This window comes from Ramlibacter albus, assembly GCF_014297445.1.
Taxonomy (GTDB): Bacteria; Pseudomonadota; Gammaproteobacteria; order Burkholderiales; family Burkholderiaceae_C; genus Ramlibacter; species Ramlibacter albus.
In genome coordinates, this window is record NZ_JACORU010000016.1 from 98692 (window position 1) to 111803 (window position 13112).

Here is a 13112-nt window from a genome sequence, read left to right on the forward strand (position 1 = left end):
GCATTAATATGTCGGGCGTATGAGTGAGCCGATCGTCGAATTGCGGCTGTGGCGGCAGTTCCTCGCCGTGGCCGAGGAGCTGCACTTCGGCCGCGCGGCCCAGCGGCTGCACATGACGCAGCCGCCGCTGACGCAGGCCATCGCGCAGCTGGAGCGCTTGCTCGGCGTGCAGCTGTTCGAGCGCACGAAACGCAGCGTCAAGCTCACCGCGGCCGGGGAGGCGCTGGCGCCGCAGGCGCGCGAACTGCTGGCGCGCGCGCAGTCGCTGCCGGCGCATGCACGTGCCGCGGCCGGTGGCGAGCTGGGCCGGTTGCGCCTGGCATTCGTGTCCACGGTCGGCTTCACGTTGCTGCCGCAATGGGTGAGGGCGTTCCGCGCGCAGTACCCGCAGATGCAGCTGGAACTGGTCGAGGCCACTGGCGACGTGCAACTCGACGCGCTGGAGCGCGGCGACATCGACGCCGGCTTCATGCTGCATTCGCCCGGCTTCGCGCCTGCGGGGTTGCAGCACGTGCGCATCGCGAGCGAGTCGCTCGTGCTCGCCGTGCCGCAGCAGCACCCGCTCGCGCATTCGACTCGCCTGCCGTGGCCGGGGCTGCTCGACGAGCCGCTCGTCATGTTCCCGCGCCGCATCCTGCCGTCGCTGCACGACGCGGTCTTCGGCATGTACCACGCCGCCAATCGTGCGCCGCGCATCGAGCAGGAGGCGATCCAGATGCAGACGATCGTGAATCTCGTATCGGCCGGGCTCGGCCTCGCGTGGGTGCCGGACAGCGTGCGGCAGTTCCAGCGCAGCGGCGTGGTGTACCGCCAGCTCGGCGGCAAGCGCGCGGCGGACGTGCCGCAGTGCGAAACCACCTTGGCTTGGTCCCGCGAATCACCCGCACTGCAGAGATTCGTGGAGTTCGCCCAAGCGCGGCTGCGGTGAAGTCAAAATACCTGCATGGTCCTGAATTACCCGCAGTTCGATCCCATCGCCGTCAAGGTCGGCCCCGTCGCGATCCACTGGTACGGCGTGACGTACCTCGTGGCGTTCGGCCTGTTCTTCCTGCTCGCGTCGATCCGCCTGCACCAGCAGCCTTTCGCGCGGCTCGGGTGGACGCGCAAGGACATCGAGGACATGCTGTTCTACGGCGTGCTGGGCGTCGTGGTGGGCGGGCGGCTCGGCTACTGCCTGTTCTACAAGCCCGGGTACTACCTGGCCAACCCGCTGCAGATCCTCTACGTGTGGCAAGGCGGCATGAGCTTCCACGGCGGCATGCTGGGCGTGATAGCGTCGCAGCTGCTCTACAGCCGCATGCACGGCAAGCCGTTCTGGACTCTGATGGACTTCGTCGCGCCCTGCGTGCCGCTCGGCCTGGCGTCGGGGCGCGTCGGCAACTTCATCAATGGTGAGCTGTGGGGCCGCGCCGCGGACCCGTCGCTGCCGTGGGCGATGATCTTCCCGCAAAGCGGCTTGACCATCCCGCGCCATCCATCGCAGTTGTATGCGGTGCTGCTCGAAGGCTTCGTGCTGTTCGCGGTGCTCTGGTTCTATGGGCGCCGGGAGCGCAAGCCCGGTGAAGTCGCCGCGCTGTTCGTCCTGGGCTACGGCGTGGTGCGCTTCATCGGCGAGTACTTCCGCGAGCCCGATGCGCACCTGGGCCTGCTCGCCTTCGGCATGAGCATGGGGCAGTGGCTGTGCGTGCCGATGATCATCGGCGGGGCGGTGCTTTGGGCTTGGATGGCGACGCGGGAGCCGATCCGGCGCCCCGTTCGTGCTTCATAGAACAAGCATAAACGGCGATAATGCCGTTTATGCCAAGGTCGCCCGCCCGTCCTGTCCCCCCCGAGGTCGCAGCTCGCATTGCCGGCCTCGGCGCGCGCATCAAGGAAGCACGGCAGCGGCGCAACCTTCGGCAGGTCGACCTCGCTGAGCGCACGGGCCTCTCGCGATCGTCCATCGAGGCCATCGAGAGAGGCAGTGCAGACACGTCGATCGGCTCGTTCGTGCGGGCGCTTTGGGTTCTCGGCCTCGATCGTGAATTGGATGTTGTAGCCGACTCCGCCGTTGACCGCGAGGGTGCTGCCCTCGAGTTCGACCCGCGCGAGCGTCGCGTCCGCGTGAGAAAGGGCCTCGACGATGACTTCTGAAGTCTGGGTGTGGTGCTGGCTTCCCGGCGATACCACGCCGACCCTCGCAGGCCGCTTCGAACACACCGCTGCCAAAGGCGTGCATGTGGGCCGCTTCGTCTATGGCCGTTCCTACGTGGCGAACCCCGACGCGCAGCCGTTGGACCCGATCCAGTTGCTCCTGAAGCCGAAGATCACGTACGAGACGACGGCCCTGCAGGGGTTCTTCGGCCCCATCCGCGACGCGATGCCCGACGACTGGGGCCGCTTCGTCATCGACCGGTTGCACGGTGCGCAGTCCGATTTGACTGGGTATCTCCTGAAAGCCAACGGTGACCACATCGGTTGTCTCGGCTTCTCCGCATCGAAAGACACTGCGCCCGCGCAGCCCTGGTTGCCGGGTCTCGAAATCGTGAATGCGGCACGCGGCGTGTTTGCCGGCATGGAAGAGGGCAGGCCAGTCGAACCGGCAATGCAGAACATCGTGCGGCCCAATACCGCACTGGGTGGCGCGCGACCGAAACTCACGCTCGTGCACAAAGGCAAGCAGTGGATTGCGAAGTTCCCCGCGCGCGAAGACCGCGGCTTGCCCATTGCAAGGGTCGAGTGCGCGATGCTCCAGCTCGCGGCGCGTTGCGGCATCCGCGCTGCCAATGCCCAGGTGCACGAGGGCGACGTGCTGCTGGTCGAGCGCTTCGATCGTGCGCAGGTGCCATCCGGTTGGCGGCGCGACGCCTTCATGAGCGCCCAATCCGTCTTTTTCGCGGAGCCGGACGTCCAGAAGTACGCGTTCTCTGGAAGCTACCCGCGGCTCGCGAGAGCACTGTCGAAGTTCAGCGAGCAGCCCCGGGCGGACCGTGAGGAGCTGTTCCGGCGCATGGCATTCAACTGCTGCACCAGCAACACGGACGACCATGAACGCAACCACGGCTTCGTTGCCGCGGACACGCCGGGCATGTACGTATTGTCCCCCGCGTATGACCTGGTCCCCCGTGTGCACGCGACACAGCGCAGGCACCAGGCACTGGGCGTTGGCGAGGAGGGGTTCGTCGCGTCGCGGGGCAACGTGCTGAGCGATTGCACATCTTTCGGGCTGAGCGTGCGTGAAGCCACCGAGATCCTCGACGAGGTGCAGGCACGCGTGCGCGAAGGTTGGCGCGAGTCGTTCGGCGCGCAAGGGCTCGATGATGAGCAGGTGCGGTTCTGGTCGCCTTGCTTCCAGGAACTGCCAACGGAAGTGCCGACGTAAACCTTCGACGCACACCGGCGAGGTAGGCAACAATACGTGCTCGCATTACCAAGGAGACAAGACATGAACAACATCGACCGCCGCCGGGCCTTGCAACTGGGGGCTGCGGCCCTCGCGCCGTTGCCGATGTGGGCCAACGCCCAGGCTTCCGCGTGGCCCACCAAGCCGGTGATGATGATCGTGCCCTTCCCGGCGGGCGGCGGCACCGACGCGTTCGCGCGGCCGCTGGCCGCGCAGTTCGCCAAGAACACCGGCAAGCAGCTCGTCATCGACAACAAGGGCGGCGCGGGCGGCACGCTGGGTGCCAGCGTGGCGGCCAAGCAGCACCCGGATGGCTACAACATCTTCATGGGCGCTGTGCACCACACCATTGCGCCGTCGATGTACAAGCGCCTCGACTACGACATCGAGAAGGACCTCATCCCGCTGACGCTGGTGGCGCGCGTGCCGCAGGTGGTGGTGGTGAACCCCAAGCGCATCGAGTCGCCGGACTTCAAGAGCTTCCTCGAGCTGATGCGCAAGAACCCGGGCCGCTACAACTACGGCAGCGCGGGCAGCGGCACCTCGCACCACCTCGCGGGCGAGCTGTTCAAGCAGCAGACGAAGACCTTCATCACGCACATCCCTTACCGCGGCGCGGGCCCCGCGCTGCAGGACCTGATCACCGGCAGCGTGGACATGATGTTCGACGGCCTTGGCTCGTCGGCCGCCCACGTGAAGGGCGGCCGCATCAAGGCGCTGATGGTGGCCGGCAAGACGCGAAACCCGGCGCTGCCCGATGTGCCGTCCGCCGCCGAAGTGGGCCTGCCGGACTACACGGTGACCACGTGGTACGGCCTGTGGGCGCCCAAGGGCACGCCGGCCGACATCCAGGCGCGCATCGTCGACGAGGTGCGCAAGGCCGTCCAGAGCGACGAGCTCAAGGCCATCTGGGCGCAGAACGGCGCGGAGTTCCCCAACCTCACGCAGCCGCAGTTCGCCGCGTTCGTGAACGGCGAGATCAAGCGCTGGGCGCAAGTGGTGAAGGCTTCGGGCGCCACGCTGGACTGATGCCGATCGTCTTCGAGCAGCAAGGCAGCATCGCCTTCGTCACGATCAGCAACCCCGGCAAGCTGGGTGCCATGTCGCGCGCGATGTGGCGGCAGCTGGCCGCGGGGTTCGATCGGCTGCAGCGCGAGGACGCCTGCCGCTGCATCGTCGTGCGCGGCGAGGGCGGTGCCTTCTGCGCGGGGGGCGACATCGCCGAGTACCCGGAGTTCCGCTTCGACGCGCGCACGCTGCACGACTTCCATGAGCAGGACGTGTGGGGCGGGCTGCGTGCCGTGCTGTATTGCGACATCCCGGTGGTGGCGCAGATCGAAGGCGCGTGCATGGGCGCGGGCATGGAGATCGCGAGCTGCTGCGACATCCGCATCGCGGGCGAGTCGGCAAAGTTCGGCGCGCCCATCGCGAAGCTGGGGTTCCCGATGGCGCCGCGCGAGGCCCAGGTGGTGGCCAGAGCGGCCGGCGAACAGACCGCGCGCGAGATGCTGCTGGAAGCCGCCGTGCTGGACGCAAACGAGATGAAAGCGCGCCGCTTCCTCAACCGCGTGCTGCCCGACGCGAAGGTGGCCGATGAAGCGCTGCGCACGGCGCAACGCATCTCGGAGCTGGCCCCGCAAGCCGCGCGGCTGAACAAGCGCACGCTGCGCGCCCTGCAATCGGGCAAGGCCGTGCCCTACGCGTACGATTACGCCCCGGGCGCGGAGCACCGCGAGGGCATCGCGGCCTTCATCGAGAAAAGAAAACCGGTTTTCTAGACGGACATGAGCAACCAGAATTTGTTTGCCGCACTGCGCGCCGCCTTCCCCACGGACCTGGACAGCGTGGCCATCGAGACGGACACGGGCCTGCACTACACGTGGCGCGACCTGGAGCGCGGCACGGCGATGCTCGCCAACTTGCTTGCGGGCCTGGACCTGCCGCCCGCGTCACGCGTGGCGGTGCAGGTGGAGAAAAGCGTCGAGGCGCTGATGCTGTACCTGGCCACGCTGCGCGCGGGCCACGTCTTCCTGCCGCTGAACACGGCGTACCAGAAGGCGGAGATCGAGTACTTCGTGGGCAACGCGGAGCCGGCCGTCGTGGTGTGCACGCCGAAGAATTTCGGCTGGGTGAGCAAGATCGCTTTTTCTTCCGGCACGAAGAACGTCTTCACGCTCGGCGACGACCGCGCCGGCTCGCTGCTGGAGCGCGCGGCGCATTGCAGCGACCAGCACGTGCCCGTGCAGCGCAGCGAGGACGACCTCGCGGCCATCCTGTACACGAGCGGCACCACGGGCCGCAGCAAGGGCGCGATGCTCACGCACGGCAACCTGCTGTCGAACGCGCAGGTGCTGAAGGACTACTGGGGCTGGCAGCCGGGCGACGTGCTGATCCACGCGCTGCCCATCTTCCACGTGCACGGCCTCTTCGTGGCGAGCCACGGCGCGCTGCTCAACGGCAGCAAGATGATCTGGCTGGCGAAGTTCGACCCGAAGACGGTGATCGAGAACATGCCGCGCGCCACCGTGTTCATGGGCGTGCCCACGCTCTATGTGCGCATGCTCGCCGAGCCCTCGCTGGACCAGGACGCGGTGAAGAACATGCGATTGTTCATCTCCGGCTCGGCACCGCTGCTCATCGAAACCTTCAACGAGTGGCGCGAGCGCACCGGCCACACGATCCTGGAGCGCTATGGCATGAGCGAGACCGCCATGCTCACCTCCAACCCGTACCGCGGCGGCGAGCGCCGTGGCGGCACCGTCGGCTTCCCGCTGCCCGGCGTCGGCCTGCGCGTGCGCGACGAGCAGGGCAACGAAGTGCCCACCGGCGAGATCGGCGGCATCGAGGTGAAGGGCCCGAACGTCTTCAAGGGCTATTGGCGCATGCCGGAGAAGACGAAGGAGGAATTCACCGCCGACGGCTGGTTCAAGACCGGCGACGTGGGCAAGATCGACACCAGTGGCTACGTCACCATCGTGGGCCGCAGCAAGGACCTGATCATCAGCGGCGGCTACAACGTGTACCCGGCGGAGATCGAGGGCTACATCAACGAGATGCCCGGCGTGGCCGAGAGCGCGGTTGTCGGCGTGCCGCACCCGGACTTCGGCGAAGTGGGCGTCGCGGTGGTCATCCCCAAGCCGGGCGCGCAGATCGAGGGCGACAAGATCGTGGGCACGCTCAAGCAGCAGCTGGCCAACTTCAAGATCCCGAAGAAGTGCTACGTGGTGGACCAGCTGCCGCGCAACCAGATGGGCAAGGTGCAGAAGAATTTGCTGCGGGAGCAGTACAAGGGTGAGTTCTTAGCCCGCTAACGACAAAAACCGGATCTTCTAAGTGGCTGGGCGACAAAGCTTCAAGTTTCTCAGTGGCAGCAACAGCCGAGTACTTGATATGTCCCACTTCACCATCCGCCCCGTCCGCAAGGAAGATTACGCCGCCTGGCGTCCCCTCTGGGACGGCTACAACGCGTTCTACGGCCGCGAAGGCCCGACGGCGTTGCCGGAAGAAGTGACCCACTCCACGTGGGACCGCTTCTTCGACGCGTACGAGCCGGTGCACTGCCTCGTTGCGGAAGCAGGAGAAGGCGGCCTGCTCGGCATCACGCACTACCTGTTCCACCGCAGCACGTTGGCGGTCGCGCCGGCGTGCTACCTGCAGGACCTGTTCACCGCGAAGGAAGCGCGTGGCCGCGGGGTGGGCGGCGCGTTGATCGACGCCGTGTCGGACCGCGCGCGCAAGGCCGGCGCGGCGCGCCTGTACTGGCACACGCGCGAAGAGAACACCGTCGCGCGCAGCCTCTACGACAAGGTGGCCGTGCGCAGCGGCGCCATCGTCTACCTCAAGCAGCTCTAGGTAGGCCCGTGCCTACCGGGCTGCGCAGCCCGCGACGACACCTGCAGCCCGGCCGTGGGCGTAAACCGGATGCAAGAGCAATCCGCACAAAGGAGCAGCCTCATGCATACCGTCATCTCCGCATTCAACGAGCGCGCCAGCGCCCAGGCCGCGATGGACCGGCTGGAGCAAAGCGGCTTTCCGCGCCGCGACATGCACCTCGAACACCGTGACGCGCACGGCGACGGCACGGGCGATGCCGGCCACGTGAACTGGGAAGGCATGGAGCGCGAAGTGGCCGTGGGCCGCAACACGCTGCGCAACTTCGGCGCCTTCTTCGCCAGCGTGCTCGGCGTGGACAACCCCTCGGGGCACGTCGATACGTACGCGCAGCACGTCGAGCGTGGCAGCTACGTGCTGGTGGTGGACACCTTCGAGGTCCTGGACGCGCAGCGTTGCAACGCGCTGATGCGCGAGATGGGCGGCGTGGACAGCCACATGGCCGACCGCACGGGCGAGGGCCACCGCAGCATCCGCGACATCGTGGCCGACCGGCAGGTGACGATGACCGGCATGACCGGCGATGCGCGCGAGCAGGAGCGCGAACGCGCGATGGCGGCCAACCGCATCGAGACGCGCGACAAGCCGAACCGCTAAGCGTGGCACTTTCCTCCTGTGGGGCTTAGACTGCCCGCAGGAGGAACGCCATGAGACTCGCCCTTTTCGCCGCCGCTTTGCTGGCGTGCGCATCCGCCTTCGCCCAATACGACCCCGCCCTCGCACAAAAACTCGGCGCCGACGAACGCGGCATGCGCCAGTACGTCCTCGTCGTGCTCAAGACCGGCCCCAACCGCATCCCCGCCGGCCCCGAGCGCGACGAGATGTTCAAGGGCCACTTCTCCAACATGGCCCGCCTCGCCGCGGAGGGCAAGCTCGCGCTCGCGGGCCCCTTCGACGGCGTGGACGGCTGGCGCGGCCTGTACATCTTTGCCGTGAAGGACATCGAGGAGGCAAGGGCGCTCGTGGCTACCGACCCCGTGGTGATGAAGGGCGAGATGGTGCCCGAGCTGCACAAGTACTACGGTTCGGCTGCGCTCATGCAGGTCAACGAGATACACCCCAGGCTGCAGAAGCCCAAGGAGTAGCCCCTTTGACGCGTGCCGTGCAGCGCGCAATACTGCCCGCCATGGACACAGCCAACATGGAAGCACGCGTGCGCGCCGTCGAATCGGTGCTGCACGACCACGGCCTCGACACCGCAACGGGCCTGCCCGCCCTGGACCACCTCGCCACCGAGGAATGGGTGCCGCGCAACGGCGCCCGCGTCGTGGCCAAGGCGTGGACGGACCCGGCCTTCAAGGCACGCCTGATGGACAACGGCATCGCCGCCATCCGCGAGCTGGGCATCGGCATGCCCAAGCACCACCGCCACCTAGTCGTGCTGGAGAACACCGACACCGTGCACAACGTGATCTGCTGCACCCTGTGCAGCTGCACGGCCATGTCGCTCATCGGCATCCCGCCGGACTGGTACAAGGACCTGGAATACCGCAGCCGCATCGTGCGCGAGGCGCGCACCGTGCTGCGCGAGATGGGCCTGGACCTGCCCGAATCCATCGAGCTGCGCGTGTGGGACACCACCGCCGACACGCGCTACATGGTGCTGCCGCAACGCCCCGCGCACACGACGGGCTGGAGCGAAGAGCAATTGGTCGAAGCAGTCACGCGTGACTCGCTGATCGGCGTGAGCAGGCTGTAGGCATGGACGGCGTACACGATCTCGGCGGGCGCCAGGGCTTCGGCAGGGTGCGCTACACGCTCGACGCGCAGGGCTTCCATGCGGCGTGGGAAGTGCGGGCGAATTCGCTCTACAGCTTCGCGGTGCGGAGCGGCTTGTTCAACATGGACGAGTACCGCTACGGCATCGAGCGCATGGACCCGCGGCACTATTTGACCGCGAGCTACTACGAGCGGACGATCACCAGCCTGGCCACGATCCTGGTGGAGAAGGGCATCACCACGCAGGCGCAGCTGGAGGCGCGTGCGGGCGGTGCCTTCCCGCTCGCGGGCCCGAAGGCGGCCGGCCGCACCAACCCCTCGAAGCCGCAGGCCTTCAAACCGGGCGACAAGGTCCGTGTGCGCACGGACCATGTGCCCGGCCACGTTCGCATGCCCGGCTACATCCGCGGCAAAACCGGCGTGGTGGTCGGCGTCTCGCCCCCATACCCCTTCCCCGATGCCCATGCCCACGGCGTAGAAGCCCGTGACGAGCCCACGTACGACGTGCGCTTCGACACCCAGGACCTCTGGCCCGGCGCCGCCGACAAGGCCAGCGTGCATGTCGGCGTTTTCGAGAGCTACCTCTCCCCTGCGTGAACGGCCACGCGGCATTGGGGTCAGATCCCGATTTCGTCCGAGGTCTCCCCGGCGCGCCACAATATGCCCACGAAATCGGGCTCTGACCCCAATCCCGCCCGTCCGGAGATCACAAGACATGCCCCTCCAATTTGCAGACAGACTGAACAACGTAGAAACCTCCGCCATCCGCGAGCTCTTCAAGCTCCTTGGCAAGCCCGGCATCATCAGCTTCGCCGGCGGCTTCCCCGACAGCGCCATGTTCGACGTCGAGGGCCTGCGGGAAGCCTCGCAAAGAGCCCTCACCGAAGAACCCGGCGGCGCCCTCCAGTACGGCGCCACCGAAGGCTACGAACCCCTGCGCACCCAGCTAGCCCACTTCATGCAAAGCAAAGGCGTGAAGGACATCGACCCCACCGGCCTGATCGTCACCACCGGCAGCCAGCAGGCGCTGGACCTGCTGGGCAAGACGATGATCAGCCCCGGCGACAAGGTGATCGTGGAGGGCCCGACCTTCCTGGCCACCATCCAGTGCTTCCGCCTGTATGGCGCCGACCTGGTGAGCGCGCCCATCGACGCCAACGGCGTGCAGACCGACAAGCTGGAGGAGTTGATCAAGCAGCACAAGCCCAAGCTGGTGTACCTGATCCCCACCTTCGGCAACCCGAGCGGCGCCACGCTCAGCCGCGAGCGCCGCATCAAGGTGCTGGAGTTGGCCGCGAAGTACCAGACGCTGGTGGTGGAGGACGACCCGTACGGTGACCTCTATTTCGGCGAGGCGCCGCCGCCTTCCATCCTGGCCCTGAGCAGCGAGGTGCCCGGCAGCCGCGAGTGGATCGCGCATTGCGGCTCGATGTCGAAGGTGCTGAGCCCGGGGCTGCGCGTGGGCTGGATCATCGGGCAGCCGGAACTGCTGGCGAAGGCGACGATGTGCAAGCAGTTTTCGGATGCGCATACGAGCACGTTTGCGCAGGCGACGGCGGCGCAGTATTTGAAGAGTGGAAGGATGCCGGCGACGCTGGCGAAGGTGCGTCAGGCCTATGGGGAAAGGGCGCAGGCGATGGGTGAGGCGCTCAAGCGCGAGCTGGGGGATGCGATCGAGTTCACGCAGCCGAAGGGGGGGTTGTTCTTCTGGGCACGGCTGACCGGGGCGGGGGGGAAGGTGAAGGATGCGGGGGAGCTGGCGAAGCGGGCGATTGAGAAGGGGGTGGCGTTTGTGCCGGGGGCGCCGTTTTTTGCGAAGGAGCCGGATCTCAGTACGTTGAGGCTAAGTTTTGCGACGGCCGGCATTGAGCTCATCGACGAGGGGGTGCGACGACTGGCGAGAGGCATTGCATCTTGAAAGACCACAGCATTCTGAGATGGTCGGGGAGTAAGGCGAGGCTTCTGCCCTCCCTCTTGCGCTTCGCACCGCAACGCTTTAACCGTTACGTTGAACCGTTTGTGGGTTCCGCTGCGCTTTACTTTGCAGTGCAGCCGAGTCGAGCCGTTTTGGGCGATGTCAACCCGGAGGTGATCGACGTCTACAGAGCAATCCAAGAAAATCCGCATGCCGTTGCAGATGCGCTTGACTCAATCCCGCATGACCGCGCCGCATATGACGTTCTTCGATCCATAGCGCCGGGGCATCTGGACCGCCCTCAGCGAGCAGCGAGGTTGATCTTCCTGATGAAGTCTTGCTTCAATGGAGTCTATAGAACGAATCGGTCTGGTCACTTCAACGTGCCAATGGGAAATCGTATCTATGCTTTGCCCACGAGGGCTCAACTCGAGCTCGCGCATCATCGGTTACGTGCCACAGATCTCGTTTGCTCGGACTTTGAGACGACGGTCAAGACCAGCAAGAGCGGTGACTGGGTCTATCTCGATCCTCCGTATAAACCAAAAGGCCGCTATCGTGGAGAGTTCGGATATGGCGCCAGGTTTACAGATGAATGTATGGTCCGCTTGCTAGAGGTTGCGCGAAAACTGAGATCGAAAGGGTGCTTTGTAATGCTCTCCTACAAATACGACAGGGACCTAGTCCACCATTTGGCGGACTGGCACATTCACCATGCGTCCGCTCGAAGAAGTGTCGCCGGACATTCTATATTCCGTGAGTCAGAACGCGAATTGATTGTGACGAGTTATTCGTGACTATCGACTTCTCAAGGCCACTTGTCACTCTGGGCGTCGTCAGCGACCTCCACGCGTTTAGCAACGCGAAGGGAGGATCTGATTCTGTGTTGGATTTATCTCCAACTGCGCTAAATCAGACAAACCCGCTTGTGGACCTGATTGGCTCAGCATCATTGGTTGGTCCAGTTGACGTTCTGCTATGTGCGGGGGACATCTGTAACAAGGCAGACGCGGGCGGCTTGACCCAAGCCTGGGCCAAGCTTCAGAACCTGAAAGCCGCTCTCAGTGCGTCGATGATTATTCCGACCTGTGGGAACCACGATCTCGACTCACGTTTTTTGGGTGTTGCTGATGATCCAGACCCTAAGGGCGCGCTGCTAGCCTTGCAGCCTCCCTTTCCGTTCGCGGACGAGATCATGTCGAATAAGTTCTGGGCTCGGAACTACGCGATCGTGGTCTTGGAGAACGGTGTCGTGGTAGTGACTCTCAACACCAGTGCATTTCACGGCGGATTGCAGGAGGAGATTGATCACGGTCGCGTTAGTTACCGGACTATCGAAGAAGTTGAGGCAGAGCTTGCCAGCTATGCGGCCGCTCCGGCGCACGTGCTTCTTTGCCATCACCACCCTCTCCCGCTAACTGGCTGGGGGCGCAAAGCGGATTCCGAGTTTGCAAAGAACGGACAAGTCCTCTTTGACGCACTTATCCGCGCGACTGGAAAGTCTTGGCTTGTCATTCATGGGCACCGGCATGTGCCACGGCTAATTCATGGTGCCTCAATCGTCTGCGACTCCTTTTGTGCTCGGTGCTGGCAGTCTCGGAGCGCGATTAAGCGGAATCGAGAACCAATTCCATGTTGTCCGCTTGTATCCCTCGGCTTCTCCGAACCTTGGTTCAATTACAGGAACAGTGCAGAGTTGGTCGTGGAACGAGACAGACGGCTGGACTGAAGCAGGGAGCGGCAACGGCTTGCCTACTCAATGCGGCTTTGGCTTCAAGGGGCAAATAGCAGCTCTTGCCGATGAAGTCGCCCAAATAGCCGGAGCGGGCTTTGCTTCTTGGAACGATGTGAGGGCGCAGAACGAGTCAGTTGAATTTCTTATGCCAGACGACTGGAATGCGCTGGAAAGAGAGCTCAAGGTCCGCGGGTACGAAGTGCTTTGGTCACGGGCCGGCAGGCCGTTGCAGATCGGAAAGTGAACTCATGCAAGTTGCAGCGCCCGTCGGCTTCTTCTCTAGCTTTAACGCTCGTCAACTTGGGCCAGAACAGGTAGCGACATCCTTCGTTCCAAATTCGAAGTTTCTAGGGCTACGCTGATTTAGCGGCCGATTTTCGACGCACGCGTTTCGCGAGGCTGGATCTGAGGTTCGCGCGAGCGGGTTTCATCGGTTTTCCTGTCGATTTGAGGGGCCTCACGGCCCCTTT

16 protein-coding genes are annotated in these 13112 nt (G+C 64.9%); all 16 read left to right on the forward strand.

All coding sequences use genetic code 11. The annotated features are described in order from the left end of the window. Positions 1-19: 19 nt before the first annotated feature. The 16 genes from H8R02_RS27935 (at position 20) to H8R02_RS30950 (ending at position 12886) form a co-directional block, all read left to right on the forward strand. Entirely contained in the window at positions 20-928 is a 909-nt protein-coding gene (locus tag H8R02_RS27935; RefSeq protein WP_187084960.1) for a LysR family transcriptional regulator, read from the forward strand. Positions 929-943: 15 nt separating this feature from the next. Continuing rightward, positions 944-1768, forward strand: a complete 825-nt coding sequence (lgt, locus tag H8R02_RS27940) for a prolipoprotein diacylglyceryl transferase (RefSeq protein ID WP_187084962.1) — start codon at positions 944-946, stop codon at positions 1766-1768. Between the two features lie 29 nt (positions 1769-1797). Beyond that, positions 1798-2133, forward strand: coding sequence for a helix-turn-helix domain-containing protein (locus H8R02_RS27945; RefSeq protein ID WP_187084964.1), 336 nt, complete (start codon positions 1798-1800; stop codon positions 2131-2133). Then, positions 2123-3361 carry a type II toxin-antitoxin system HipA family toxin gene (locus H8R02_RS27950; protein ID WP_187084966.1) on the forward strand — a complete coding sequence of 413 codons (1239 nt, stop codon included), beginning with the start codon at positions 2123-2125 and terminating at the stop codon, positions 3359-3361. Before H8R02_RS27945 ends, H8R02_RS27950 begins: the two co-directional genes overlap by 11 nt. 63 nt (positions 3362-3424) lie before the next feature. Further along, entirely contained in the window at positions 3425-4411 is a 987-nt protein-coding gene (locus H8R02_RS27955; RefSeq protein WP_187084968.1) for a Bug family tripartite tricarboxylate transporter substrate binding protein, read from the forward strand. Further along, positions 4411-5160 (forward strand): enoyl-CoA hydratase/isomerase family protein, encoded by a 750-nt coding sequence (locus H8R02_RS27960; RefSeq protein WP_187084970.1) that lies wholly within the window; start codon positions 4411-4413, stop codon positions 5158-5160. Before H8R02_RS27955 ends, H8R02_RS27960 begins: the two co-directional genes overlap by 1 nt. Before the next feature lie 6 nt (positions 5161-5166). After that, entirely contained in the window at positions 5167-6693 is a 1527-nt protein-coding gene (locus H8R02_RS27965; RefSeq protein ID WP_187084972.1) for a malonate--CoA ligase, read from the forward strand. Between the two features lie 79 nt (positions 6694-6772). Then, complete coding sequence (locus H8R02_RS27970; protein ID WP_187084974.1) at positions 6773-7234, forward strand: GNAT family N-acetyltransferase; 462 nt, start codon at positions 6773-6775, stop codon at positions 7232-7234. A 102-nt stretch (positions 7235-7336) separates the two neighbouring features. Next, positions 7337-7870: a hypothetical protein gene (locus H8R02_RS27975; protein WP_187084976.1), complete on the forward strand. Its 534-nt coding sequence runs from the start codon at positions 7337-7339 to the stop codon at positions 7868-7870. Between the two features lie 50 nt (positions 7871-7920). Continuing rightward, on the forward strand, positions 7921-8358 hold the full coding sequence (locus tag H8R02_RS27980; RefSeq protein ID WP_187084978.1) for a YciI family protein: 438 nt from the start codon (positions 7921-7923) through the stop codon (positions 8356-8358). Positions 8359-8399: 41 nt separating this feature from the next. After that, a complete protein-coding gene (locus H8R02_RS27985; RefSeq protein ID WP_187084979.1) occupies positions 8400-8972 on the forward strand; it encodes a nitrile hydratase subunit alpha in 573 nt (190 codons plus the stop codon). A gap of 2 nt (positions 8973-8974) precedes the next feature. Next, positions 8975-9589, forward strand: coding sequence for a nitrile hydratase subunit beta (nthB, locus tag H8R02_RS27990; protein ID WP_187084981.1), 615 nt, complete (start codon positions 8975-8977; stop codon positions 9587-9589). A gap of 118 nt (positions 9590-9707) precedes the next feature. Next, the gene (locus tag H8R02_RS27995; RefSeq protein ID WP_187084983.1) at positions 9708-10910 is read left to right on the forward strand and encodes an aminotransferase-like domain-containing protein; all 1203 of its coding nucleotides are present in this window, start codon (positions 9708-9710) and stop codon (positions 10908-10910) included. Continuing rightward, positions 10907-11704, forward strand: a complete 798-nt coding sequence (locus H8R02_RS30895) for a DNA adenine methylase (protein WP_187084985.1) — start codon at positions 10907-10909, stop codon at positions 11702-11704. Before H8R02_RS27995 ends, H8R02_RS30895 begins: the two co-directional genes overlap by 4 nt. After that, a complete protein-coding gene (locus H8R02_RS28005; RefSeq protein ID WP_187084987.1) occupies positions 11701-12636 on the forward strand; it encodes a metallophosphoesterase family protein in 936 nt (311 codons plus the stop codon). Before H8R02_RS30895 ends, H8R02_RS28005 begins: the two co-directional genes overlap by 4 nt. Further along, entirely contained in the window at positions 12596-12886 is a 291-nt protein-coding gene (locus H8R02_RS30950; RefSeq protein ID WP_435531308.1) for a hypothetical protein, read from the forward strand. The genes H8R02_RS28005 and H8R02_RS30950 overlap by 41 nt, the downstream gene beginning before the upstream one ends. Positions 12887-13112: the final 226 nt, after the last annotated feature.